At 55.7% G+C, this 26,506-nt stretch carries 22 protein-coding genes; 5 read left to right on the forward strand and 17 right to left on the reverse strand.

Annotation, left to right across the window (positions count from 1 at the left end; genetic code table 11):
• Positions 1-41: 41 nt before the first annotated feature.
• The 4 genes from rocF to KJW29_RS20230 are packed head-to-tail and all read right to left on the reverse strand — an operon-like array spanning position 42 to position 4,401.
• Positions 42-1,016: an arginase gene (rocF, locus tag KJW29_RS20215; RefSeq protein ID WP_246608302.1), complete on the reverse strand. Its 975-nt coding sequence runs from the start codon at positions 1,014-1,016 to the stop codon at positions 42-44.
• Positions 1,017-1,050: 34 nt separating this feature from the next.
• The gene (gene rocD, locus KJW29_RS20220) at positions 1,051-2,271 is read right to left on the reverse strand and encodes an ornithine--oxo-acid transaminase (RefSeq protein WP_281426274.1); all 1,221 of its coding nucleotides are present in this window, start codon (positions 2,269-2,271) and stop codon (positions 1,051-1,053) included.
• 40 nt (positions 2,272-2,311) lie between these two features.
• A complete protein-coding gene (locus KJW29_RS20225; RefSeq protein WP_214625915.1) occupies positions 2,312-3,706 on the reverse strand; it encodes a sensor histidine kinase in 1,395 nt (464 codons plus the stop codon).
• On the reverse strand, positions 3,703-4,401 hold the full coding sequence (locus KJW29_RS20230; protein ID WP_214625916.1) for a response regulator transcription factor: 699 nt from the start codon (positions 4,399-4,401) through the stop codon (positions 3,703-3,705). The genes KJW29_RS20225 and KJW29_RS20230 overlap by 4 nt, the downstream gene beginning before the upstream one ends.
• A 282-nt stretch (positions 4,402-4,683) precedes the next feature.
• Here KJW29_RS20230 and KJW29_RS20235 point away from each other — a divergent pair, with 282 nt between their 5' ends.
• From KJW29_RS20235 to KJW29_RS20245, 3 genes are all read left to right on the forward strand, one after another.
• On the forward strand, positions 4,684-6,138 hold the full coding sequence (locus tag KJW29_RS20235; protein ID WP_214625917.1) for a multicopper oxidase family protein: 1,455 nt from the start codon (positions 4,684-4,686) through the stop codon (positions 6,136-6,138).
• A 274-nt stretch (positions 6,139-6,412) separates the two neighbouring features.
• Entirely contained in the window at positions 6,413-6,631 is a 219-nt protein-coding gene (locus tag KJW29_RS20240; RefSeq protein ID WP_214625918.1) for a DUF5957 family protein, read from the forward strand.
• A complete protein-coding gene (locus KJW29_RS20245) occupies positions 6,592-7,593 on the forward strand; it encodes a hypothetical protein (RefSeq protein ID WP_214625919.1) in 1,002 nt (333 codons plus the stop codon). The genes KJW29_RS20240 and KJW29_RS20245 overlap by 40 nt, the downstream gene beginning before the upstream one ends.
• Before the next feature lie 108 nt (positions 7,594-7,701).
• Here KJW29_RS20245 and KJW29_RS20250 read toward each other — a convergent pair whose 3' ends face one another.
• The 4 genes from KJW29_RS20250 to KJW29_RS20265 form a co-directional block, all read right to left on the reverse strand.
• A complete protein-coding gene (locus tag KJW29_RS20250) occupies positions 7,702-8,376 on the reverse strand; it encodes a hypothetical protein (protein WP_214625920.1) in 675 nt (224 codons plus the stop codon).
• 552 nt (positions 8,377-8,928) lie between these two features.
• Positions 8,929-9,519, reverse strand: a complete 591-nt coding sequence (locus tag KJW29_RS20255; RefSeq protein WP_343222615.1) for a GNAT family N-acetyltransferase — start codon at positions 9,517-9,519, stop codon at positions 8,929-8,931.
• Positions 9,520-9,597: 78 nt separating this feature from the next.
• Positions 9,598-10,686: a sensor histidine kinase gene (locus KJW29_RS20260; protein ID WP_214625921.1), complete on the reverse strand. Its 1,089-nt coding sequence runs from the start codon at positions 10,684-10,686 to the stop codon at positions 9,598-9,600.
• Position 10,687: 1 nt separating this feature from the next.
• A complete protein-coding gene (locus KJW29_RS20265) occupies positions 10,688-11,374 on the reverse strand; it encodes a response regulator transcription factor (protein ID WP_214625922.1) in 687 nt (228 codons plus the stop codon).
• A 219-nt stretch (positions 11,375-11,593) separates the two neighbouring features.
• Between KJW29_RS20265 and KJW29_RS20270 the strand changes: the two genes are divergently transcribed.
• Complete coding sequence (locus KJW29_RS20270; RefSeq protein ID WP_214625923.1) at positions 11,594-12,742, forward strand: DJ-1/PfpI family protein; 1,149 nt, start codon at positions 11,594-11,596, stop codon at positions 12,740-12,742.
• The gene (locus tag KJW29_RS20275) at positions 12,739-13,371 is read left to right on the forward strand and encodes a DUF2306 domain-containing protein (protein WP_214625924.1); all 633 of its coding nucleotides are present in this window, start codon (positions 12,739-12,741) and stop codon (positions 13,369-13,371) included. Before KJW29_RS20270 ends, KJW29_RS20275 begins: the two co-directional genes overlap by 4 nt.
• A 53-nt stretch (positions 13,372-13,424) precedes the next feature.
• On the opposite strand, the gene KJW29_RS36525 is transcribed toward KJW29_RS20275, so the two are convergent.
• The 9 genes from KJW29_RS36525 to KJW29_RS20315 all read right to left on the reverse strand — a co-directional run bounded on the left by KJW29_RS36525 (position 13,425) and on the right by KJW29_RS20315 (position 26,490).
• Complete coding sequence (locus tag KJW29_RS36525; RefSeq protein ID WP_281426275.1) at positions 13,425-13,559, reverse strand: hypothetical protein; 135 nt, start codon at positions 13,557-13,559, stop codon at positions 13,425-13,427.
• A gap of 674 nt (positions 13,560-14,233) precedes the next feature.
• Positions 14,234-14,407 carry a hypothetical protein gene (locus tag KJW29_RS20280; protein ID WP_214625925.1) on the reverse strand — a complete coding sequence of 58 codons (174 nt, stop codon included), beginning with the start codon at positions 14,405-14,407 and terminating at the stop codon, positions 14,234-14,236.
• A 93-nt stretch (positions 14,408-14,500) separates the two neighbouring features.
• Complete coding sequence (locus tag KJW29_RS20285; protein ID WP_214625926.1) at positions 14,501-18,142, reverse strand: hypothetical protein; 3,642 nt, start codon at positions 18,140-18,142, stop codon at positions 14,501-14,503.
• A gap of 12 nt (positions 18,143-18,154) precedes the next feature.
• On the reverse strand, positions 18,155-20,710 hold the full coding sequence (locus KJW29_RS20290; protein ID WP_214625927.1) for a GH116 family glycosyl-hydrolase: 2,556 nt from the start codon (positions 20,708-20,710) through the stop codon (positions 18,155-18,157).
• Positions 20,711-20,728: 18 nt separating this feature from the next.
• Positions 20,729-21,580: a carbohydrate ABC transporter permease gene (locus KJW29_RS20295; protein ID WP_214625928.1), complete on the reverse strand. Its 852-nt coding sequence runs from the start codon at positions 21,578-21,580 to the stop codon at positions 20,729-20,731.
• Positions 21,581-22,477, reverse strand: coding sequence for a carbohydrate ABC transporter permease (locus KJW29_RS20300; RefSeq protein ID WP_246608303.1), 897 nt, complete (start codon positions 22,475-22,477; stop codon positions 21,581-21,583). It lies immediately after the preceding gene.
• 84 nt (positions 22,478-22,561) lie between these two features.
• Positions 22,562-23,866 carry an ABC transporter substrate-binding protein gene (locus KJW29_RS20305; protein ID WP_246608870.1) on the reverse strand — a complete coding sequence of 435 codons (1,305 nt, stop codon included), beginning with the start codon at positions 23,864-23,866 and terminating at the stop codon, positions 22,562-22,564.
• Between the two features lie 147 nt (positions 23,867-24,013).
• Complete coding sequence (locus KJW29_RS20310) at positions 24,014-25,681, reverse strand: sensor histidine kinase (protein WP_214625930.1); 1,668 nt, start codon at positions 25,679-25,681, stop codon at positions 24,014-24,016.
• Positions 25,678-26,490 carry a response regulator transcription factor gene (locus tag KJW29_RS20315; RefSeq protein ID WP_214625931.1) on the reverse strand — a complete coding sequence of 271 codons (813 nt, stop codon included), beginning with the start codon at positions 26,488-26,490 and terminating at the stop codon, positions 25,678-25,680. The genes KJW29_RS20310 and KJW29_RS20315 overlap by 4 nt, the downstream gene beginning before the upstream one ends.
• Positions 26,491-26,506: the final 16 nt, after the last annotated feature.

Here is a 26,506-nt window from a genome sequence, read left to right on the forward strand (position 1 = left end):
AGTCATTCGCCGCATGGACCTCTCTCGTTAAATAGAATGGATCATAGAATACGTTTCCCCAAAAATGCGGCTGCCAACGCTACTGCCAATCCGGACGTTCGGCCTTCTTTATCTTTTAGCGGGTTTACTTCTACGATATCCATAGAAGCGATGGCGCGACTGGCCGCCAGTCCCTCCATCGCGAGTCGCGCTTCGCGGAATGTAAGCCCGCCATGCACGGGCGTCCCGACACCGGGGGCTTCTCCAGGATCCAGCGCATCCATGTCGAGACTGAGATGGATGCCGTCCGAATCGTTGCCTGCCAGAAGAAGCGCGCGCTCGATAACCTCCCGGATACCGAGCCGATCGATGTCCGATATTGTAAAACAATGAATGCCATGCGCGCGAATAAAAGCTTTCTCCCCATCGTCAAGTTGTCTGATGCCTACGAGTACGATATTCCGACTGCGCAGAAGCCGTCTCGTCTGTCCGATATCCGTCTGTTTAAATGCAGCGAGTCCCGAAGCGATCGCGAGCGCCATCCCGTGAGCGTTGCCGGAAGGAGAGGTATGCTCCGTGTTCAAATCCCCATGGGCGTCCACCCAGATCACCCCCAGCTTGTCGTATACGCGAGACATGCCGGCAAGCGTGCCTATCGCTACGCTATGGTCACCGCCAAGCACAAGCGGGAAGCTTCCGTACAAGGCGGCTCGCGCCACGCGATCGGCCGTTCGTTCGCACATCGCCCTCACTTGCGGCTCATATTTGATGATCCCGTCTTGTCGGCTTCGCGGCGACAGGTTAAGACTGCTGTTCGCATAAACTGTCTCTGAATTCGTATCCTCACTGTCGGCGTCCAGATGCGGTTGTTCCAGCCGTACCTCGTCACAGCTCACCCCATGCGGAGCCAGATGCTTCAATTCATCCAGCAAGCCTGCCGCCAGTATGCTCGCCGGCCCCTCTTCCGCACCGACAATGGCGCCTCCCAAGCCAAACGGCACCCGGATTACCGATATTTTATCCCGCGAAATGTTCATGCCGCTCATCCTCCCATGATGACTTTACAGGCAGCTACGGAGTGGCAGATTCCAGAACTCGCTTGATGCGTTTTACGGCCCAGTCGATATCCCGCTTTCCGATGACTAGCGGCGGGGCAAGACGAATCGTCCGTTCATGTGTTTCTTTGCAGAGAAGGCCTTCCTTCATCAACGATTCGCAAAACGTTCTTGCCGGAACATGAAGCTCGATTCCGATAAACAACCCTTTGCCTCTGATTTCACGGATAATCGGCGAGCGGATATCCCCAAGCTGCTGGAGCAAATAGGAGCCCAGCTCGTCGGAGCGCCTGGCCAGGTCCTCCTCTACGGTGACGTCGATAGCCGCCGACGCCACCGCGCATGAGAGCGGATTGCCGCCGAACGTGGAGCCGTGCGAGCCCGGCTCGAACACATCCATAATCTCATGCTCCGTCGCGATTGCGGAGATCGGCATGACGCCTCCGCCAAGCGCCTTTCCCATCACATAGATGTCCGGCGTCACGTCCTCCCAGTCCATTGCGAAACGTCTGCCCGTTCGCCCGAAGCCCGTCTGAATCTCGTCGGCGATGAGCAGAATGCCGCTGCCGGCGCAAAGCTCGGCCGTTTCCTTGAGATAACCGTCCGGCGGAATAACGATACCCGCCTCGCCCTGGATCGGCTCTAACAGCAAGGCCGCGGTGCGCGGCGTAATTGCCTGCTCCAGCGCCCGGATATCTCCATAGGGGACCGGCACGAAGCCGGGCGTGAAAGGGCCGAATTCCCTGCGGTATTCTTCGGTCGTCGAAAAGGAAGTAACGGTAATCGTTCGTCCGTGGAAATTACCTTCGCATACAATGATCTCGGCTTCGTCTTGCGGGATCCCTCTATTGCGGTAGCCCCATCTGCGCGCGGCTTTTAGCGCGGTCTCTACCGCTTCGGCACCGGTGTTCATGGCAAGGATGGAGGGCTTTCCGGTATACCAGGCCAGCTTCTCGTAGAAGGCGCCCGAGATTCCATTATGAAACGCTCTGGAGGTCAACGTCACTTTGTCCGATTGTTCCTTGAGCGCGGCAATGATGCGAGGATGCCTGTGGCCTTGATTGAGCGCGGAGTAGGCGCTCAGCATATCCATGTACCGATTGCCCTCCGGATCGGTAACCCAGATTCCTTCCCCTTTGGCTATAACAATGGGCAGCGGCTTATAATTGCGGGCTCCGTATTGCTCGGCCAGCGTCATGGCGTCCCGTGATGACGGATTCGGCGTTGGCATGTTCATGCGAAAGGCCCCCTCGTCGCCTAATGTGTTATTATCCTATTCACGGGACAACGCCTGCGAACCCAAAATCATTATTTTTTGGGCTGGCGGGCAGCTTCACGACGAACGTTGTGCCGATCCCAATCTTGCTCTTTGCTTCAATAGCGCCCCCATGAACGGCGACAAATTCTTTGGCAATGGCAAGCCCCAGTCCCATCCCTCCGCTGTTACGATCGCGGGCATCGTCGCTGCGATAAAACCGGTCGAAAATATAAGGCAAATGCTCCGGCGCTATGCCCGGGCCCGTATCCGCAATGGCTGCGACGACCACTGGCGCTTCGTTGCCGGCAGCTTCATGCTCGGCTTCGATCCCGACAGTGACCGTTCCCCCGTCAGGCGTATAACGCATCGCGTTCCCGATCAAGTTCAGAAATACTTGAGTCATGCGATCCCAATCCAGCCATAGCTGGGGGTTGCCGCTTCGGTCCTCCAGGACGAGCGTCATCCCGCGCTCCTCCGCTTCCTCGCCGTATCGGTTCAAGATCCGTCTCAGCAGCTCTGCCAGCGAGCCCGCCTTACGATCCAGCACAAGCTTGTGCGCTTCCGCCATCGACAATTGATGCAGATCGTTAACCAGCTTGCCGAGCCGGATCAGCTCATCCTGCAGCGATAATAGCTCATGGGGTTCGGCGGCTCTCCCCTGCTGCTGAAGCAAGTCCAGCCGGCCTTGCAGGATGGTTAGCGGCGTCCGCAGCTCATGGGCAACGTCCGCCACCAGACTCCTTCTGGCCATTTCCGTTCGCTCCAGTTGAGTCGACATCGCATTAAACGACGCGGCCACTTTACCGTATTCATCCTTGCCGAGCACAGGCACCTGAGCGCCGAGTTCTCCGCCGCCCAACCGATCGATGGCGGGCACGAGCGCCTGAAGGGGAGCAGTCATCCGTTTGGCAAGCCAATAGGCCACGATGAGCGATACAAGCAGCAGAATAACCGAGAACGCCAGCAGGATCACCGTTACGGAGCTTCCGATCCCGTATTGGAGCTTGGTCAGATTAGCCGCCTCGGGATGGTAATAATACAGAATGCCGACTTTGACTCCATCCGCCACGAGATCATGTTTCTCCCCGAATGTTCGAATCTCGGCTTCATTGCGGGAACCGGCTAGAAGCAGCATTTCCCGATTTTTCGATACCAGGAGAAAGCTGGTCTCGCGCGGATTAGCGTCATCGGACGAAAACAGCTTTGCTGCATCAATGCCGCTCCATGTTCCGTCGTGAGCGATGTAGTAGTCCAGTAACCGGTCCGCCAGATGGGCGATCTCTTCGTCGCGATTCGCGATATCCATATATTTTAACGCTCCGTTTACGACAAATACGGCAATCAGGATATGAATGAGGCTCAGACTCCCGACCAGCGCCGCCATCGCGAGGAACAGCTTGCGCCGAACGGTCATGAGGATGCACCGCCGCCGAACCGATAGCCGAAGCCGTACACCGTTTGAATATAGACGGGGCTTGACGGGTCGGCTTCGATTTTTTTGCGAATGCGGCTAATGTGCGCGTCCACCGTCCTCTCATCGTTGAGCAAATCCTCGGCCAGCGCAGCCTGAAGCAGCTGCAACCGGCTGTACACGATGCCCGGCTTCGCCGCCAGCGTCAGAAGCAGCTTCAGCTCGGTAGGCGTCAACGTTATTTCCTCGCCCTGCTTCCAGACTCTGCATTGCGATTCCGAGATCGCGAGTTCGCCCCGCTGCAGAATCCTCTCCTTGTCGCCTCCCGCTCCTCCCTCCATCCGCCGAAGAACCGCTCGGATTCGCGCATGCAGCTCTCTTAGAGAAAAAGGTTTCGTCAGGTAATCGTCGGCGCCCATCTCGAGACCTACGATTTTGTCCGTCTCGTCCGTCCGGGCCGTTACCATGATGATGCCCATCGCAGTCTCGCGACGCAGCTCCCGGCAGACGTCGAGGCCGCTCATCTCCGGCAGCATCCAGTCCAGAATGGCAAGCTCCGGCTTATGTTCCTTCGCCAGACGAAGCGCGTCAAGGCCCGTCTTTGCCGTTACCACGACGTACCCTTCCCCCTTCAGGTAAGGCTCCACGAAGTCCAATACCTTCTGTTCGTCATCTACAAGCAGCAGCGTATGCGCCATTCAAGATCCTCCCTTTGTTGAAAATATAGAAACGAAGTCGACATCCTTTTTCCGATTTTTCCCGGAATGTAACGCGCTTCGCCGCGATAAGGCGACAGTCGTTTCACCTTGTGCTTCTAGCCTTGTGCTTCTAGGTTGTATGTTAGAGCTCCGGAATCGCCTTGTCAAAAAAGAATAACCTCTCTCCGCAATTTCACGGAATACGAAAAACTTCGTCACAGGTTCACAACATTTCATTGCTACAATCGGTACATCCACTTAGGAAATGAGGCGAAATCATAGATGAAACGACTACGATCCCCGCTGGTTCCGATGCTCTGCATCGCTGCCCTCTTGGCGCTGCTTCCCCTCGTAACGGCGGCCTGCGGCATGTATAAGCTGAAATATCCGGAGGAGATCAATATGGCCGATATGAGCGGTCATGCCGATCATGCCGGGCAGATGAACTCCGGAAGCGGCACGGCAAGCGATGGAGGCTCCTCCTGTGCAGACATGACGGAGGCGTCGTCCTCTGCGCCAACTTCGGCCTTTGAGCTGACGGCCTATAAGACGAAGGTCGATATCGGCGGCCGAACCGTCTCCGCCTGGACCTTCGACGGGACGACGCCCGGTCCCGAGCTTCGAGTTCAACAAGGGGACCGCGTCATTGTCAAGCTTAACAACAAGGATATCGACAGCGGCGTCACCATTCATTGGCATGGCATCGTCCTCCCCTGCTCGCAGGACGGCGTCGCCGGCGTGACGCAAGACGCAATCGGCCCCGGCGAATCCTTTACGTACGAATTCATAGCGAGGCATGCCGGGACGTACTGGTACCACTCGCATCAGCAGAGCTCCGAGCAGGCTCAAAAGGGCCTGATAGGCAGACTGATCGTGGAGCCCCGCGAGGATTATCTTCGGTACGATAGGGACTACGCGGTCACGTTGCAAAAGCTTGCCGACAAGCATTGGCTGACCAACGGCAAGCGTGAAGGCGACACGCTTGCCGCGAAGCCCGGGGAGCGTATTCGGCTCCGCCTGATCAATAGCTCCAGCGAGGTGCAATGGATGGGCGTTGCTGGAGCGGATTTCCAAGTCGTCTCGATGGACGGACAGGATCTAAACGGTCCGGACGTCATCCGGGATCAATGGATTCCGATCGGAGGCGGGCAACGTTATGACGTATTGCTGACCATGCCTCAGAGCGGCCAAGTAGAGGTGTACAGCCGGAATAAAGAAGCGTTGCGCGTTACGCTCGGGGAAGGGACGGCACCGGCCCGGCTGGATAAGAAAGGCGCGGAATTCGATCTCGCCTCCTATGGCACGCCTCTTGATGACGGCATTACGGCCGACATGACGTTCGACCGCGAATACGAGCTTGTGCTCGGCTTACTGGATATCAACGGCAAGCGATTCCATGATATCCCTCCCCTTATGGTCAAGGAAGGCGAATGGATCAAAATCACACTTAAGCACGAGTTTGGCGCAGAGCATCCCATGCATATGCACGGCCATCTGTTCAAGGTGCTTACGAAGAACGGCAAGCCGTTGACGGGAAGCCCTGTATACGCCGACAGCGTTCTGCTCTTCCAGGGCGACGAATACGAAATCGCGTTTCAAGCCGACAACCCCGGCCTATGGATGGAGCATTGCCACAATCTCGGCCACGCGGCGAACGGCATGTCGATGATGATTAATTACGAAGGCGTCACGACGCCGTATCGCGTTGGTACGAAGTCGGGCAATTTGCCGGATTAGCGCCCGGCCCGGCTGATGCATGTACATTTTTGCTGAGAGAAATGGGGCGCGTATCGTGGGCATTTTTGTGGAGATATACCGCGCGTACCGTAGGCATTTTGCAGAGATATGCCCCGCGTATCATGGGTATTGTGCTGAGATATCCCGCGCGTATCATGGGCATTTTTGCTAAGATATGCCGCGCGTAACGTCGGCATTATGCAACGCCTGCATTTTGGGATATAAGGAACGGGTAAATGGGAGAAAACATTACTTTATAATGGGGGAAACGAAAATGTTGAGAAAAACGTTGTTTGCAATCGCAGGATTAATCGTAGGTTTTGTAGGCGGCATTATCGTCAGCGAGGTTATCGCCATCACCGCCTACTTGATGTTAGGACAATCTGCTTGGTTGAAGGGATTAAAGTATCTCCCATGGATCCTCTCGATCCTTTGCGCCGTCGCAGCCTTTATTTGGGTCCCCGCCAAGAAGGAGTCGCGCAGGGCGACTTAACCCGGGCGCGGACGAACGCGAACGAAGCTGGGCAGCTCCGGCAGCGCTTCAATAGCCCGATTTTTTCGGGCTATTGCGCTCGGCGGGGCCGGCGGCGCTGCTATAGCCCGATTTTTTCGGGCTATTGCGCTCGGCGGGGCCGGCGGCGCTCCTATAGCCCGATTTTTTCGGGCTATTGCCCTCGGCGGGGCCGGCGGCGCTCCTATAGCCCGATTTTTTCGGGCTATTGCGCTCGGCGGGGCCGGCGGCGCTGCTATAGCCCGATTTTTTCGGGCTATTGCGCTCGGCGGGGCCGGCGGCGCTGCTATATAGCCCGATTTTCTCGGGCTATTGCGCTCGGCAGCTTCGGCGGCGCTCCTATAGCCCGATTTTTTCGGGCTATTGCGCTCGGCAGCTCCGGCGGCGCTCCTATAGCCCGATTTTTTCGGGCTATTGCGCTCGGCGGGGCCGGCGGCGCTGCTATAGCCCGATTTTTTCGGGCTATTGCGCTCGGCGGGACCGGCGGCGCTCCTATAGCCCGATTTTTTCGGGCTATTGCCCTCGGCGGGGCCGGCGGCGCTCCTATAGCCCGATTTTTTCGGGCTATTGCGCTCGATGGGGCCGGCGGCGCTCCTATAGCCCGATTTTTTCGGGCTATTGCGCTCGGCGGGGCCGGCGGCGCTCCTATAGCCCGATTTTTTCGGGCTATTGCGCTCGGCGGGGCCGGCGGCGCTCCTATAGCCCGATTTTTTCGGGCTATTGCGCTCGGCGGGGCCGGCAGCGCTGCTATAGCCCGATTTTTTCGGGCTATTGCGCTCGGCGGGACCGGCGGCGCTGCTATAGCCCGATTTTTTCGGGCTATTGCGCTCGGCGGAGCCGGCGGCGCTCCTATAGCCCGATTTTTTCGGGCTATTGCGCTCGGCGGCCCTTCGTACTTTGCTGCCGCAGTTTCAAGTAACTTGGTTACTCGTGATTACAGCTAGGCTGATGCATGAAACTTTCGTATGATGGGTGCCGCAGTTTCAAGTAACTTGATTACTTTGCTAAAAGGGGGATTGTGCTTAGTTCATTTCTTTAGCATATAACACAGTTCATAGCCGGTTGTAAATATTTCTCCCCCGCCTATTCCCAAGCTCATCTGTTAGTACATACGCGTGAACACGCTGTTTGCCGGTCCGCAGCGGTTTGATTCGATGTTTGGCTTGAAGATTCTTCAGTACTTTCCGACTCACGTCCTCGCCTCGTTTTAAACAATCTTGCACATCCTTCAGATAGATTGGCTTGTTGATATAAGCAGCGTAAGCAATTACCTTCTGTTCATAAAGAGATAACTCTTCTCCCTCTACTGCTCCTAGCGCTCCCAATAACTCGAACAAACTCGTTCTGCATTTATCCGGTCTCTTGCTCAGCTCGTCCCAAGTAAACGGGTAGTACAGATAACCTTTGTTTGCCAATGTACGTACTCGATGCCTTTCGAAATCGAATCTGTCGCGGGTAATGTTCTCCGCATGCGCGACAAAGCCCTCGCTCTCAAACGCAATGCCTAACGGCTCATAGAAGGCGTCAATGTAAATCGAAACTCCCGTAAAGGTAACAATCTCGAATTGCATCGTAAAACCTTTAAACGTTCGAAACGCCGGCCACAACACCTCTTGGAACATTTTCTTTTCCGCCAACAAATCCTTCTGGAGCATCTCCAGCCTTTTGCCGGTTGCTTCACAAAGTTGTTCTCTCGCAAATTGATCAAATAACGCGCCGAATGACATTCGCTTCAACTCCTTCAGACAAATAAAAAAGCGCCGCTATCTCAAAAAGAGACAACGGCGCGTGCTTCGCGCTAAGACGATTGATTGTTCCATTATACATGTTCTTAGATTACTAGGGAAGAAAAATCGTAATTCTTAAGCGTTGTTTCGCCGAAGAACAGACTTGCATAGCCTAACAAATAGAAGCTCGCTCTGCGCATTTCGGAATGGTTATCGACATCGCCTTTTTCGTAGACGAGCGGTTGGCTCCCGCTGTCCTTAGGCGGCGCGGCGTGTCTATCGAGATGTTATGAACTAGATGGTAGGGAGGAACGAAACATACCGCTCGTTTGATGGAAAAATCAAAAAATGGCGGTGCCAAAAGATTATCTATTGCCGCCATTTGCGGGTATTGGTTAATTGCCGCTGTATTCTTATGATAGCAGTTGACAGACGAAAGCCGCCTCCGGATGAATCTCTGGCAGAGTTATCGGCGCGGGGCTGGCTCGAAAGCCCGACTTTTCCGGGCTATAGCTGCTCAGGCGCGGCTTTACGCTCGATAGCCCGGCCTTATTAGACACCCCTTCTCACTAGCATATAATAGTTGTACACTTCATCGTCGATCTCGATAACGTTCATGAAGACGAAGCCGCATTTCTGGAGAACTCTGTTCGAGGCATCGTTGGCGAGCAGAGCAACGGCGCTCAGCACCTCGATGTTCGCATGCGCGAACAGATAGCCTGTGACCGCCTGCACGGCTTGCGTAGCATAGCCTTTGCCCCTATGGTCTTTGGAGATGGCATACATGATCTCGCGGTTAGGCGCCGGCAGCTCCTCCTTCGGGCCGGTGCAGCACCAACCGATCAATTCTCCCGTTTGTTCCAGCATAATGGCCAATCGAAGCCGCAGCTCTCCCACGTCCTCCCCATTGCTTGCCAAGCGCAGAAATTCCCCGTTCTCCGGTATTTCGTAGTTTTCGAGCCACTCTCTCCGCTGCTCCAGGGACACGTTCCAGCCAGGCAGCCACGCATGGATCTCGGGCTGCCACGTCAGCGCGTGGATGGCTTCCGCATCCTCCGCCATGTATGCTCGGAGCCGGATGGACCCCACTACCAACGTGAACGGTTGTTCGCCCGAGTCCTGCCTGGACATTCTATTCATCATTGCTCACCTTCCCGCATGTACTGGTACGTCTATCATACCTCGTCGGGACGATCCATCGTACGGTCCAAATAGTTATAACTAATTTGTATCAACTTCCCCGCGAGGCAGCCAGCCCGATATCAGCGCCCCGCCATCCGGACCGTTGCTCGCCTCAAGCTCCCCGCCGTGTTTCCTTATAATGCGCCTCGAGATGGTTAGGCCGAGCCCGGTGCCGCCTGTGGAACGATTTCTCGAAGCTTCCCCGCGATATAACGGCTCAAATACCCGCTGCAGCTCCTCCGCCGCGAAACCCGGGCCCGTGTCTCCGATTGCGAAGCGGACGAGGCCGGCGTCCCGGTAACATTGAACAGTGATGACGCCCCCGCCTCCTTCGGGCGTATGCCGGACGGCATTCTCCATCAGATTGACGAAAGCGCGTTCCAATAAGTGGCCTTCGCCGCATATGGAGCAATGACTCTCCAATCCCTCCGCGGCAAATATAATCCCCTTTTGCTCCGCCTGCGGCTTCAAGCTCTCCATCGATCTCCGGAGCACGGCGGTCAGATCAACGGACGACGCATTCAGCTCCGGCTCCACGTAATCCAGCTTCGCGAAGTCGAACAACTCCTCCACGAGCCGATCCAATTGCACAGACTTCTCCTTGCATACGGACAGGTAGCGGGCCATCTTCTCGGGCGATCGGGCAATCCCTTGCTCCAGGCCTTCCAAATAACCTCGCAGCGCGAATAACGGCGTTCGAAGGTCATGCGCCAGCGCCGCGATGACGAAGCGGCGTTCCTCCTCAAGCTCCTTTTGCTTCAGACGGGATTGACTGAGCGCCTTCAACATGAGGTCGAAAGCGTCCCGAACCTCGGCGATCTCGGTCAAGCGAACCGCCGGCAGCGCAATCTCCCGTTCGCCGGCAGCGACCTGCCGGGCCGCCGCGCCGAGTCCTTCCAGAGGCTTAAGCAGATATCTCCTCATTCTCATCGCCACGACGAACAACGCTAGCAACAGTCCTGCAATAAGCGCATGAACGGGCAATACGCTGGTTTTGTCCGCGCCTCCCGTCGCAATCCGAATTGTTCCATACTCCATATAAAACGCCCCCAAGTAGAAGACCCAAGGAAGCAGCAGAAAAAAGAACAGACATAACAACAAAAACTTGCGAATGCGTAGTGTCTTCATCTCAGCCTCCTTCGAATCGGTAGCCGACTCCCCAAACATTGACCAAGTGCCGCGGCTTGTCAGGGTCGGACTCGATCTTGTCCCGCAACCGACCGATATGGACTCTTACCGTATGCTTGTCCCCGACGCCTTCCCAGAACTTCTGCAGCAATTGCTCATAGGAGAATACTTGGCGAGGATGCTCCGCGAACAACGTCAACAGCTCATATTCCTTCGGCGTGAGCATAACGTTTTCTCCATCGATAACGACTTCCCTGGCTGTCAAATTCAGTTGAATGCGTCCGTAGTCCAAGATGTTCTCCGCGCTTAGCCGCTTGCTGCCCATGCGGCGCAATACCGCTTTCACGCGGGCCACGATCTCCCCCGGCGAAGCGGACTTGACGATGTAATCGTCTCCTCCGAGCGTCAGCCCTCTGATTTTGTCCACGTCGTCGCCGCGCGCGCTTAAAAAGAGGATCGGCACGTCGCTGTCCCTCCGAATCCGTCTGCACAAGTCGAAGCCGTTCTCTCCCGGCATCATGATATCGAGCACGAGACAGTCAATGGCCTGCTGCTGGAATATCCTCCACGCCTCGGCCGCATCGCAAGCGGTCATCACTTCGAACTTCTCGTTCTCCAGGAAATCCTTTATCAATTCGACGATGCTTGAATCGTCGTCTACGACAAGCACCGTTGGCATCAAACGCATATCGATCCCACCTTCCTCTCCTACTTTACCACGATTCCCGCGAGAACCAAGCTGCCCTTGCCGCTTTGTGACGGATTGTTCCTGTTCTGTGACCCCTTGGATGCTTGGTTCGAGATACTTTCTTGTTATGATTTTCTTCGAGCAAGGCAAGTCGCAACATGATCGGATTATTCGAAACGGCTTCAGCCGCTTCAATATAACAAAGGGGGATTTCCATTCATGTTATCGGTTCAAATCGTGTTATTTGACGGCTTCGACTTGTTGGATGCCATCGCGCCATACGAAGTGTTCTGCGCTGCCGCCAAGTATACGGATGACGCGATTGTCGTAGAACTCGTCACTGCCGAAGGCAGCAGATCCGTCGCAAGCGGCGTAGGAGGGCTCAAGATCGAAGCGACCGGCAGACTGGCTCCGGAGAAAGCCGGCATCATTGTCGTCCCCGGCGCTTCCGGGGATGTCGTGGGCGATGGTCCGGACTCCGTTCCGACCATCTTAGCTCGCGCCATGGGCACGGAATTGACGGGGCTCGTCGAACGGGCGCTCGAAAGAGCCGATGTCGTCGTCGCTACGGTATGCGGAGGTTCCCTTCTGCTGGCTATGGGAGGACTTCTGGAGGGCAGGCCTGCAGTGACGCATCATTTGGGCATGGACGTGCTGGGTGCGACCGGAGCCGCTCCCGTGCAAGCCCGCGTCGTGGATGACGGTAATCTGGTTACCGGCGGAGGCGTTACGTCGGGTCTGGATGTCGCGCTGCATCTGGTGGAGCGCGAGCTGGGACCGCGTATCGCGCATGCGGTAGAGCGGTTGTTCGAATACGAGCGCAGAGGTACGGTATGGCGGGCAATTGGGCTGGAGCCTGACGCCTCCAATCCGCCAAGCTCCGTTCGCCCCGGCGAACCAGCCCCGCTCGCTGTACTCAACTCGGATGGACACGCCCCGCTCGCTGCGCCCAACTCGGACGGACACGCACCGCTCGCCGTGCTCAACTCGGACGGACACGCCGATATTCCGACGATCCGGACTTCCTCCTCCGACCTGGCCGGCAACTGGGAGACATTCATTGCCACGCCCGTAGGTAAGATGCCGGTCCTGCTTTCGATTGTCATTCGGGACGGCGATCTCCAGGGGACAGCCACGCAAGGCGACGAGACCGTGGAGCTAATCCATCCTGACTGGCAAAATGATAGGCTGAGCTGGTCTCTTCGAGTGACGAAGCCGATGCGCTTGAATTTGAAATTCGAGGTTGCGGTTAACGGAGACGTGATGACCGGAATCGCCAAAGCAGGCATTCTGCCGGCATCCAAAGTGACGGGTAAAAGGGTAACGCCTGGTGAAATCGCGGGAAAATTCGAGGAAAACGGTCAATGAGAAAAGGGATATTTTCTTACAAAATGTTGGCTGCCATCGCCATCCTGTTCATTTTATACGCGCTGATCCGGAATTACATCATCGATCCCGGAGCGGAAAGCTTCCTGAGCCATAAGATCGGCTTGAAACGCGAACTGAATCTGCCGATGTGGCTGAATGTCATGTATATCCACGTCGCGTTTGCGTGCCTGGCCATGGCGTCCGGGCTGCTTAACTTCTCGTCCCGGCTGCTCGAGAACAACCGGAAAATTCACCGTGTCAATGGCTATACGTATATCGTATCCGTTCTCTTCGTCGTCCTTACGTCCGGGTACATGGCGCCTTATGCCACCGGGGGCAAGATCAGCAGCATGGGATTTAACTTCATGAATTTGATATGGCTGTTCATCACGATTACTGCCCTTGTCCAAATCAGAAAAAAGAGAATCATTCGCCATCGGAACTGGATGGTCCGCAGCTATGCCTTCTGCTTCGCGAACATGGCGATCCATCTGGTCTCGACATTGTTCCATCAGGGCTTCGGCTTCGACTACGCAGACAGCTACGCCATCGGCGTATACGGCGCGCTTGCGCTGCTGCTGATCATCCCGGAGGCGCTGATCCGAACGGTCCTGAAAACCAGCGAATAAGCGATGCGCCCTTCCATGACAAACGACGGCCACTGATGGGACCGCCGTTGTTTTTAATATCGTTTTGCCGAATCGTACCAAGCGTTAACCTCTTCGGTCATTTTGTCTCCGCCGCCGGCTTTCCAGTCGGAGACGAACTGATCGAACGCGTCGATCGGCTTTTTGCCGTAGATGATTTCGTTAAACACTTGCTGTTCCAGCTTTTTCAGGTAATTCGAGTTACTTTCCGGTCCATCGGCGCTTTTAACGTCTACAGTTGCTCGTTCGCCTACTTTTTGGAGCCATAAGCGGTACTAACGCCTATGGACGCTAATCTGAGTTACTTTCCGGTCCATCGGCGTTTTTAACGCCTACAGCTGCTCGTTCGCCTACTTTTTGGAGCCATAAGCGTTACTAACGCCTATGGACACTAATTCGAGTTACTTTCCGGTCCATCGGCGTTTTTAACGCCTACAGCTGCTCGTTCGCCTACTTTTTGGAGGCATAAGCGGTACTAACGCCTATGGACGCTAATCTGAGTTACTTTCTGGCCCATCGGCGTTTTTAACGCCTACAGCTGCTCGTTCGCCTACTTTTTGGAGCCATAAGCGTTACTAACGCCTATGGACACTAATTCGAGTTACTTTCCGGTCCATCGGCGTTTTTAACGCCTACTGCTGCTCGTTCGCCTACTTTTTGAAGCCATAAGCGTTAGTAACGCCTATGGACACTAATTCGAGTTACTTTCCGGTCCATCGGCGTTTTTAACGTTTACAGCTGCTTGTTCGCCTACTTTTTGGAGCCATAAACGGTACTAACACCTATGGACACTAATTCGAGTTACTTTCCGAACCTCATGTCGCCTACATATAGCGGGTTTTTCCTAAATCTTTAGATGAACGGCATTGCGCCTGATCGCTTGCAGCCTCATCATCGTCGAATGGACGCCCCGCTCCAAATAGTCGTGCGGGTTCTTGTATGCCTGGAAGATTCGTTTATACATTGCCGAATTCTTTGCAATCAGCTTAAACATCTCTTCTCGCACATGCGCATGCATGTCTCCCTTCCGATTGGACAGAGCAGACGTTTTCCCACTTCTGCAGAAGAGGCCATTCCGGCATCCATCCCCGGAACGGCCACACTGAGGCACTTAAGGCGTCGCGCTCAATTTTACGACCTTCACTTCATCCGGATCAAGCGTTAAAGTGAATTGTCCATCAACAAGGGAAAGCGGCATGCCTGCCGTCAATTCCTCGGCAGCAATCATCGTGCCCAGACCCATGGCCTGGCCGTCGAACGATATAGTCGACGTAACGGCCGAAGTTCCTTGGTTCATGAACGTGAGATACACTTCGTCTCCTTCGCCGTATCGTTCCATCGCGACCGACGGGGAGTCGGCGCTTGCCAAAGCGAGCGGCTCCCAGCCAGCCTCGGCTACGGCCTTCACCATCGGCACGTAACGAATGAACAATGCCCGGTCGCGATCATAGAAGCTCGCATTCTTCCAATAATTCGTCGCATTGTCCGCCGTGGCGCTGAACGCGCTCGGGAAGATGCCGTAAAATAGCAGCTTCTCCATGTAGCGCTCCATGTACGCGTTGCCGAATTTGTTGAAGTCCGTGTTCTGGAGCATCAAGTACGGCTTCGCTCCCGACAGCGTTCTGTATTTGCTGAGCGTCTCGTCCGTGTCGGGGTTAAACGTGTCTCCCGCCCCGAGCCAATTGCGCTCGTTGCCCATCGCGTCCAGCCATGGCATATACATCGAGTAGGCGTGAGGCGTTCCGTTTGCCATCAGCAACCGGCCGTCTCCATGAAGCTCGTCCGCCAGGCGCACCGTCGCTTCCCAACTGGAGAACGCCCGGTGTATGGCGGGCCGCTTTGTTACCTTGGAGAAAACCAGCGGCGCAATCGCGTATTCGAAGTGAGCCCGATTATAGTTGAGCGTATAAGGCCAACCGTCCAGGGTGTCCAAATATTCGCCGTCCGGCTTCGGCCCGGTCGTGTTGTATCTGGCGTCCATCTTATCCTCGCTAAAATACATCTCATAGCCGTTGGAATCGCCCGGCAAGTCCGGATTAGCGTTGATCATCCAGAGCGCGCCTACGTTCCAGGGAGTATCCAACCATTGCAGGTAAGGATCTCCAGCCGGATTGCGCATGGCCGCGGCTTGCGCCATCTGAGCTTTCTCCTCCCCGAGCAAGGCTGCCGCGTCCCTCGCGCTCTCCGCGGTCGCAACCGTCTTGGGCGATTGCGGGTCGATGCTCTGCCACCAGGAGGACAGCTCTTGATAGTGGAATACCAAAATGTCGTTGGCGTTGGCATAAGCCGTATCCACGGGGTCGTCGTCGCCTTCCTTAAAGCGGAATCCGAAGTCCTCGTTGTCCGGTATGTCAGAGATAGAGGCAAACGGCATCCAGATGCCCTGCTCCGGTATCCGGACCTCGTAAAACTCCGGGAACAGATCCATGTATTTGTCGAACGCGCCGCGGAAGCCCTGTTCCCCGTCAAACCCGTAAATCACGAATCCGAAGTCCGCTGCGGAAGGGAAATTCGCGGTATCCGGCGCAAGGCCAAGCTCGAACGTAATCGTCAGTTGCTTCGTGCTGCCGTTGTAATCGAGCCGGTAATGAGTCGGCTTGTTGTAGTCCGTGCCCAACGACAAGCCTGCTCCCGTTGCCGGATCATAGATCGCGGATATGGGATAGATGGACAACGATCCCGTCTCGAAGTCGGGAATTTGGCTGTTGCTGTATACGTTGCCGGCCTGTCCCGTCTGGATGGTCCTTTCGCCGCGGACGTAATCGCCCCACTTCCACCCCTCCGCATTCACCGGCAGGGCAAAGGTCAATGTCACGGCCCGGTCGTTTCCGCTGAGATCCGACAATCGGCCGGATACTTTTATCCCTTCGGGCCGCACCTCGAAATCGGCTTCGATCTCGAGGTCAAGCTGATCCGCGAGACCATTAAACGAACCTGGGTTGTTGCCCGCCAATCGCTCGAACGCATAGACGTCGGAATCCGATTCGTGATCGCGGACCAGGAATCCCGATGCGACGCCGGCCGAAGCCAGCTCTCCGTTATTCCATTTCAACGAAGATACGCCGCGTTCGCCCAATGACAACTCCAGTCCGTCCGTCGTCTGAAGCGTCGTGTAAGCCGTGCCTGCCTGATACGGCAGAGGAGTGACCAGCGCATCTTCGAATACGGCCGCTTCCGTCGTTATTTCCTTTACGGAGAAGTCGTCGAACCAGACATCCCCCCGGTGCCCGTCCCGGAAAATGCCATAAACCGATATCGTCTGGACCGGCTTCTGCGGCTGGAAGTATAGCTGACCTCTTGTCCAATCCTGCGTGCCCGTGGCAAAAGGCGCCGTCAAGGCGAATTGACTGGTTCCGTCCGTATAGAACACGTCCATGTACAAAGCGTAACCTCGATCAATGTCTCCGGAAACATTGGCGGCTTTGCTCCAGCCGCTGAAGACGATCAGCTTGGGCGTGCTTTGGTTGACATGAAGCGTCTGATAAATGCCGGATGCGTCAGCCCCCGAAGTGTTGCTTAGCTTGACGCCCCGGCTTCCGCCCCGCCCGCCGGCGGCTTCGATCGTATAGCCGTTGCCGAACGAACCCCAGCCTTCGATCGCGGTTCCGGCCACGTTCTGAAGCGTGCCGTTAGCCAGCAGCTCCGTGCCCGTCGCCGCGGGATCCCGTTTTCCCATGACCGCCCCTCCGGCGACGTGGTCCGGCAATTCCTCCAGCGAAAAATTATCGAACCAGACGGTGCCGCTCCGGCCGTTAAACAACGCATAGACGGTAACCGATTTGACCGGCTTGGCCGGAACGATGTACAGCTGCTGCGGTTCCCAATCATGCGTGCCGCCCTCGAACGCCGCGTATAATCCCCACTCTTGGCTGTCGTCGGCATACGTTACGTCCGCATAGATCGAATAGGAGGATCCCGGCGAGCCGCTTGCGGAATCCGCTTTGCTCCAGCCCCTGACGAGCAAAGGTTTGACGGCAGTCCGGTTAAGAGTAGCAGTCCGATAAATGCCGTATTCCGAGCTCGTCCCGGAACTGCTGATTTTAACCGCCGAGCTGCCTCCCCTGCCTTCGCCAGCGGCAACTGCGTAACCGCTCTGCCAAGAACCCCAGCCGGCGATCTCGCCGCCGTTCGACGATTCGAACGCGCCGCCCGGCAGCAGATCGGCCGGCAGCTCCTCGACGGACAAGTCGTCGAACCAGACCTTGCCGGTCTTGTTGCGGAACAAAGCATATATGGTGACGGCTTTAACCGGCTTCTCCGGATCGATATAGAAAACTGCCTGCTCCCAATCGTGGGTCCCCGTCTGGAAAGCTTTCGCCTCGCCGTACAGATGCGAATCGTCGACGTAAGTCAGGTCCACCCATAAGGAATAATCGGTGGATACGTTGCCGCTTGCGGTTTGGGCTTTGCTCCATCCGCTCACCTTAAGCGGCTTCGTCTCCGTCCGATTAAGCTCGATATACTGATAAGCGCCGCATTCGCCAGTCGTTGCCAGCTCGCATGTCAACGAGCGGGTTCCGGAACGGGCGACAGAGCTATCGACCGAATAACCGGCATACCAGCCCAACCAACCGGAAGCTCCTCCTCCGCTCAAGGATTCGGCGCCGCCGTTTGTCAATAATTGCGTCGAAGCATGAGGATAATCCGGTTCCGAATAATAAGCCTCGGTCGATGAATAAGGAAATGCCATTAATCCAAACACGAGAAGCGCGCAAAGCAACGTCGATACCAAACCTCGCATACGATCGTTCACGTTTTTTCCTCCTCAATAGTTTATGATCAAACTTTCCTTGGCCCGCACAACGACATCCACGGCCAATATCGCCCTGCCGCCATCAACGCGGCACTCCACCCCTCCCTCATTGAATCGTACCGTCGCTTCGGCGACTGCCTCCAATCGCTTGCTTCGAATCGACTTCAAACGCAGCTCGCCGCCCAACACTTGCAACGCAAGCCTTCCCGGCACCATCTCTACAGAGCCCCAAGCGTTTCCGGCAGCCCAAAAGGAGCGGAAGAGCTCTCTCTCGTTCGTTGCGGGCGAGAAAGCGATTTCCCCATCGCTCATGTCGAACTGAAATCCGCTCATAGCCAGCAGCAGCGCGTAAGAAGACATCGCGCGGGCGTAATGGCTGCCGCATTCGAATTCGTTCCATGGATTGCGCCGCACGCCGTCGTAACGTTCCCGAACCGCTCGGACGACAGACAGCCCTTCTTCGACCAAACCTTCGTAGATCATGTGGCTTGCCGCCTGGTATTCGAAGCCCGTCATGCACTCATCCGCGTAAGGAGCCGGCACGAGCGGCTGGCCGCCTCTCGGCCACGTGCACACCAGCAAGCCCCGCTCGTCGTTGAGCGCGTATACCCGGTTCGAATTGGCATGCTCCCGCATCGACGCGAAATTATAGCGATAAATACTGGCCAGCGCGCTTCGCACCTGCGAGCGTTCGAATATGTCCCCCAGTCCGGCCACCCGCGCGTGCCACTGGCCGATAACTTGGTCGATATGGCAGCCTTGCCCGATTTGATATTTGATCTCTCCAAGCTCCGGGTCGACCGGATAGGCGGGATCCGACAGATCCAGCAGCTGATGGTAATATTCGCCGTTGAACGCGTTGGCGTCGATCCAGCTTTTTCCCTGCCGGTATATGGTTTCGTACTGATCGGCATCCCCGTCTCCGAGCGCCCGTCCCATGCGGGCCGCGGCCAGCAACGCCGCCTGGTAATATCCGTTAAGATACGAATTGGGGCCGTATAGCTCGACGTCCAGCGTATGATGCTGGGCGCCTTCCAGGATACCGTCCCGATTGCGATCCCAGCCGTGCTCGTTATCCGAAGCCCAGGCGAACTCGAGCGCCTTCTTGACGGCAGGCCACAGCTTCCTCAGCCACCCCGTATCGCCGGACAGCCTCCATTCGCGATACGTCCGTACGATAGCCCCCATCTGACCGTCGACCGCCGCGTGGTAATCGGACTTTTCCCGTCCAAGGGGCAGCATCGTCCGGAAAGCCATCTTCCCATTGGGATACTGGTTATGGGCATAATCGAGCGACCGCATGGAACGAGCCAGCGCGGGGAACAGGAAGGCCGTAGCCTGCTCGTAATTCCATACATGCGTGCATGAGCCTTCGCATGAGCCTTCGTCCGTATGGCAGCCTTCGAAACCGTACAAGGAACCGTCCGTTAGCCTCATGACCGTAGGAGACTTAAGCGTGGACAGATTGGCGGATACCGCCTCGATCACCGCTTCCGGCAAGGTCGATTGAAACAGCGCCTCCTTGAACGCCATCGTTTCCCTGAGCAGACGGCCGTAGTTGGCGTGCGCGTAAGCAGCCGCGGACTGCGCAGCTTCGAACTCGGTAGCGTAATGTTTTCTCCATTTGCCTTCCAGCGAACTGCCCTCGGGCAATGGATTCCAGTCGTTGACCGCCCAGGGAAAGTGCCAGGCCAGAACGAATCGAAATTCCGCACGCTCGCCGGGCCTAAGCGTTCGGTGACCGACCACGCTGCAGGTATCGAAATTTTGTTCCACGACCCGGTAGACGTCAAGATCCCGGGGCTCCGCATATTCGCGCTCGGGCAAGCGGCCCGGCCGCAAAAATTCCTTCCAGAACACCGTAACGTTATCGAACCATTCGCCGCGGTACCAATAGGTCTGCAAGCTGGCGTCGGGAGTATCTGTCGACAGCGCGATTTCCCCGTATTCCGGATCCGTCTGGGGGATGGCTGCCGTGGACAGTTTGACGCCTTTCATGATATCGTCCCGAAACGGAACATTGACCGATCCTTTCGTAAACGGGTTGGAGACGCAGCCCGCCAGAGAAACGTCCAGTACATCCTTCGACCGATTCTCCACTTCGTATACGAATATCGCGACGGGGAGAGAGGAGTCCCGCTCGTTCATCGGGATAAACGGATTAAACGCGGTCAGCTTGACGGAAAGCGGAGAACCTTCTTCCTCGAAACCGAGCTCGGCGATCGGAAACTCGCCCCGGAACGTCGAATCGCGAAAGTGGGGAAAGCCGGCCATCTGACCGCGTCGCGGACCGAAGCCGTAGCCTTCGAATCTTCCCCTGCCTTCTCCCGAATACGGCGGCTGCTTGTCTCCTTGAACGACTTTGGCCAACACGGTGCGCCCCTCCCGCTCCGCCTTGACCGCGAAAAACGAAAAACCGTTAAGACTGAATTTGGACGGACGGTTGCGAATTTGCCAGTCGATCAGTCCGCCGTTGCCCGACAAACCGATGCTTCCCGTGCCGATTCCGCCGAGAGGAAACGAAATCTCCCCCGTATTCGCGCCCGTATATACAAAACCTTGCTTCAACTTTCCCCGCCTCCTTGGTCAGCCTTTGAGCGATCCGGCGGTCATGCCGGCGATAATATATTTTTGAAGAATCAAATAGAACAGGAGCAGCGGCGCAATGGACAGGAACAACATCGGAAACAAACTGGTCCAATCGACCGAAAATTGTCCGATATTTCTGAAAACTTCCAGAAGCAACACGCCTTTATCCCTCGACTGTAGGAACAGGAGCGGCGTAATAAAGTCGTTCCAAGTCGCCAGCACGTTTAGAATCGTCACCGTCGCGACGACCGGCGTCAGCAGCGGCAGCGTGATGGACGCAAAGGTTCGAAACACCGAGCACCCGTCTATTTTGGCGGCCTCCTCGAGCTCGAGCGGCACCGTCGATTCGATGAAGCCCTTCAGCAGAAAAATAGAGAAAGGCAGGCCATAAGCGATCTCGATCAGAATGACGCCCGTGAGGGTGTTCATGAGCCCCATCTCGGATACGAGCTTGAACAACGAGAGAATGCCCATCTGGTAGGGCACCATCATCCCCGCGAGAAAGACGCCGAAAATAACGCGGGAGTAAACGCGGCGCCTGCGCGCAAGCGTATAGGCGGCCATGGAAGCGAACAAGACGATGCCGGTCACGGCGCCGGCGCTAATGATCAGATTGTTCGACAGCGCCCTGCCGAATTGCATTGTTTGAAGCGCGTTCGCATAGTTGGTCCATAACCAGCTTTGCGGCAGTCCGAGCGGATGAAGCAGAGCTTGCTCGGGCGTTTTAAACGTCGTGACGAACAAATAATAGACGGGAATGATAAAGACGGCGGCCGCGATCCACATCGCCGCTTCTCCCAGCCGGAGGCCGAACCGCCGTTTCAAGCTGCTTTCGCGTAATCGTTCCATCTAGCGCTCCCCCCAAAGTCTGACCAGCCTGAGCTGCAAATACGTAATGAGGCCGACAATGCCGACAAACAATATGCCGAAGGCGGAACCGAAAGCGTAGAAGCCTTCTCCGAGCCCCTTCTTGACCATTAACGAAACGATGGTTTCCGTGGCATGGCCGGGTCCGCCGGACGTCAGCGAATAAATAATATCGAATACTTTGAGTCCGCTGATCATGACCGTGACCGTGCAGAACGTGATCGCGGGAGCCAGCAGCGGCAGCGTGATGCTCCGAAACGACTGCATCGGACCGGCTCCATCGAGCTGGGCGGCTTCGTAATACTCGGGATTGATGCTTTGCAGATTGGCCAGATAGATGACCATGTTGTAGCCCGCCCACTGCCACACTTGGGTAAAGATTACCGCGTAAAGGGCAATATTGGCATCTCCGAGAAAATTGATTTTGCCGATGCCGATCGCCGCGAGCCCTTGGTTAATAAGACCGAAATCCGACGTGGAATACAGGTAGCTCCATAGAAATCCGATGATCAGCGGACTAAATACGGCGGGTAGGAAAAAGACCGAACGCAGCAGCGCGCGCGTCTTGAAGCCCCTGTTAAGCGCCACGGCAAGCGGGATGGCGAGCGCGTTGATTAATAACGTCGATATGAGCGCGTAGACGAGCGTGTTTCGGATGCCGGTCATGTAGATCTCTTCGCGGAAGATCGCCTTGTAATTTTTCCAGCCGACAAATTCCACATCGTGAGGGTTGATGTCGGACCAATTCGTAAAGCTGTAGACGAAGGTGCTAAGCGCGGGATATATGAAGAACAGACCGTAGATGGCGAGCGCCGGCAACAGGAGCAGCGCGTAAGTCGGCTCCAGGCGGCCGTTCATTTTCCATTTTGTCAAACCCATCCGGTTCGCTTCCTTTCCTGATCCATTCTAGGGGGTGTAATAAAAAGGGAGGCGCACCGTCGTTTGACGCCGCCTCCCCGTGTTTTATTTGTTTCTAAGCGATTCGGCTTTTTTGTCGGCTGATTCCAGCGCCTGCTCCGGCGTTGCATGCCCACCGACGACGGCCTGAATCATTTTGCCGAGCTCGTCGATGATGGGATTGCGCAGCGTTCCCCAGCCGTTAGGAGGGAAATACACGTTGCCCTGCTCGAATGCGGCTTGGGCATCCGCGTATTCTTCCGGCATCTCGAACACGACGCCTTTCAAGTAGGAGGAACCGCCTTTGTTGTCTTCCCAGTATGCCTGCTGCCCTTCCGGAGTCGACAGCAGCTCCAGCACTTCGAACGCGGCCTCTTTGACCTTCGACTTGGCATTGATGCCGAACGCGACTCCCGGTCCGCCGACCATCCAGCCCGCTCCGCCTTTCGTCCCCAGATTCGGGAACATGCCGATGTTCATGTTGGGGTTTTTCTGCTTAAACGTGTCCATATACCAGGGGCCGGATTGGAACATGGCCGCTTTGCCGCTCGTAAACTCGTCGATCGCCTGTTCTTCTTCCAAGCCGAGCATGTCTTTGGTAAAGATGCCTCGTTCCAGATACTGCGTCCACGTCTGGAGAGCCGGCAGCAACGCTTCCTTCATCGTCGCTTCGCCCTTGCGGAACGCCTCGTCGAAGTCCTTGCCCTCCGCCGTGCCAATATAGTCGTTCAGCGCCAATGCGATGAAGGACTGCATGGCGACGTTCGCGTTTTTGAGCCCGATGGCTTGCGGTTTGATGCCGTTGTCGAGGAATGTCTGGGCGACGGCAAAATATTCGTCCAGCGTCGTCGGAACCGTCAAACCATATTGAGTAAATAAATCCTTGTTGTAATACACGCCGTTGAACCAGCTTGCTTGCGGAAGTCCGTATAGCTTGCCTTCGAAGGTGACGTAGGAAGTACCCGAATCGTGGTACTTGCCGGCGAACCGCTCCGTTAAATCTTCGAAGTAGCCCAGCTTTACCGTCGTGTCGTCGATTAATCCGCCGACGATATCCGGCCCTTCGCCGGCGGCCAATTGCGTCTTGATGATGGTGTCATATTGCGTCGCGTCAATGAACTGGTACTCCAGATCCACGTTAGGCAGTTTCTCTTCGATCAAGGCCAGCAAAGATGCCATGCTTTCTTCTTTGTTCCAATAAGAGAGACGAACTTTGGTTTTGGCGCCCGTTTCATTCGGCTCCTTGGACGAACCCGTTCCGGCCTCTTGGCCGTTCTGACCCGTATCCGGCGAAGCAGGCTGATTATTCGACCCGCAGCCGGCCAAGACCGTAGTGGCTGCCAGCAGCATGGATACGACGGTAAACATCATTTTTTTCACGTACGGCACACATCCCTTTTTATGTTCGAATTGGAAGTTGCGATCCCGGGCATCGCTGTTTCTTTCTGCAACTTAAGTATAGGACAGGGACAATAAGGCCGGATATATAAGCTTTTATCGATATCTATCAGAAAATCGCTAAAGTGAGGCGTCAGCGTTCAGCGGCATGCGGACCGTGACGGTTGTGCCCTTGTCGACTTCGCTTGATAAGGATACCCCGTAAGGCTCGCCGAAGGAAAGACGAATCCGGTCCCGGACGTTCCGAAGGCCGTAACCCGGCGAATGTTCGGACAGCAATCGCATAAGCTCGTCCTCTTCGATTCCCACGCCCGTGTCGCGTATCTCGAACACCAAATCTTCTCCGTCCTTGTAGCCCTTGAGCGTAAGGAGCCGCTCTCCTTCAAGCTTCTCCTTAAGACCGTGGTCGATCGCATTCTCGACCAGAGGCTGCAGGATCATCCGAATCATCGCATGCCGAAAGATAGTCTCGTCCAGCTCGTACACGACTTCGAAAGCGTGCCCGGACATGATTTGTTGGATTTCGACGTAAGTTTGAACCATCGTGAGCTCGTCCCGAACGGAAATCTGTTCCCTTCCTTTGTTTAACGCCGTCCTGTAAAATTTGGCAAGCAGCGTGACGGTTCGACTCACCTCGAACGCCCCTTTTCCGATCGCCTGCGAATTGATCAGCGACAGCGAGTTGTACAGAAAGTGGGGCTTGATCTGCTCTTGCAGCGCTACCAGTTCGGCTTCCTTTCGGGCGATGCGGTTGACGTACGCCTCCTCGATCAACACGTTGATCTGCCTGAGCATATGGCCGAACCGATTCGTCAGCTGTCCGATCTCATCCTTGGACGCCGCGGAAACCATGATGTCCAGCTCGCCTTCCTCCACCCGCTTCATTCTCTCGTTCAGTTTCATGAGTCCATGCAGGAGCGTGCGGGAGAAAAGCAGCACAATGACGAACAACACGGCAACGCAGATGACGATCATTACGAAGGTCGCCTTTAGAATATCCTCCGTTCGCTCTCCGATATGGCTTGTGCTGGCATAATAGAACATGGACCAGCCCGAATCGGAGATGCTCCTGCGATAGCTCAAATAATCCCCATCGCCCGCCGATTCTCCTTCGTCCTGTTTAAACGTCGAGAATATGGCGTCTCCGGTATGGCTCTCTATCGCGATGCGGTCGTCTCCGCCCACTTTCCCGATCACTTCGTTTATCAAACGATCGAAATCGAATTCGATGTACAGGATGCCTTGGCGAATGCTTTGTCCCGGTTCGTAAATGTTGCGCGTGGCAAATAGCTTCTCGCCGTCGCTCCACCAGCGTGTTGCCGTTTCAAGGACGGTCTCTTTGTACCACTTCGCCTCTTGGACTAGAGAAGCCGGCTGAATAAAGTTGCCGAATGGAGACTGGCGGTTCTCCGAATAAATGACGATTTCCTTCATTTCGGACATAAAAAAAAGATAGTTCCAGAAGATCGGCTCCACGTCCTCGTTCATTTCCACGGCGAACTGATAGACGTCGATCTCGCGGTTCGTAACGGCATTTATGACTTTAGGGTTAAAGACGATGGATTTGATGGGGTATTCCTGCCGCTCGAACCGGTAGCCAAGCTCGGAGGAAAGCTGATTGGCCGCCGTCACCGCCGACGTGTTCAGTTGGCGCTTTAAATCTTCGTTAGCGCTCCCGTACGAATAAACGCCGAGAACGCTAAGCGGCAGAATGATGACGATGCAATAGGACAAAATCAGCTTCTGGCGGAGAGGCATGTCGCGAAACGCGCGAAGCAGCCCTCTCATGGCCGCTCGCCTTGTTCCCGGTACTGCACGGGCGTGCAGCCGAACTGCATTCGGAACAACATGGAGAAGTAAGAGGGATTGGGGTAACCGACCGCTTGGCCAATCTCGGCGATTTTCGTATGGGTCGTCGCGAGCAGTCTCTTCGCGTTCTCCATCCGTACCGCAATGATGTATTTTCCCAGGTTTTGGCCCGTATGGTTTTTAAACAGATGGCCGAGATAGCTGGCGGAAAGAAAAACTTCCGAGGCCAAATAATCCACGCTAAGTCCGGAATCTCCATAGCGGGATTGGATAAGCGCCTGGACGTCACGGACCACCTTCCGCGTGTTCTCGTCGGATCCGCTCCCTGTTGGAAGTTCGCTTCCCCTTTGCACACCCTCATCGGATGACGAGCGGTCATCGAAGCCCGAGGCCTGAAGCTCCCGGTGCTTCCGGCATTTTTCGATCGCCTTGTCCATGACGGCAGCAAATTCTTCTAGATCAAGCGGTTTCAGCAAATAGTGGATGGCTCCGAGGTCGATGGCTTCCTTGGCGTATTCGAACTCGCCGAAGGCGCTGTATATAATAAGCTGAACAGACGGATTAAGCAGTTTGGCGTGACGCGCCAAATCGAGGCCGTTCATGCGGGGCATCTTAATATCGGTAAACAGGATGTCAAAGCTGTCGGAACGAAGCAATTCCAACGCTTCCTCGCCGTTCGAAGCGGTCGATACGTGTAGAGGCAAGCGTAAATTCTCGATAATGGTGCGTATCGTCCCCGTCTCGATTACTTGATCGTCTACAAGCAGAATAGCATACGTGGATTCCAAAACTTCGCCACCTTCC

Origin of the sequence: Paenibacillus agaridevorans, from assembly GCF_018604145.1 — a bacterium.
Classification (GTDB): domain Bacteria; phylum Bacillota; class Bacilli; order Paenibacillales; family Paenibacillaceae; genus Pristimantibacillus; species Pristimantibacillus agaridevorans.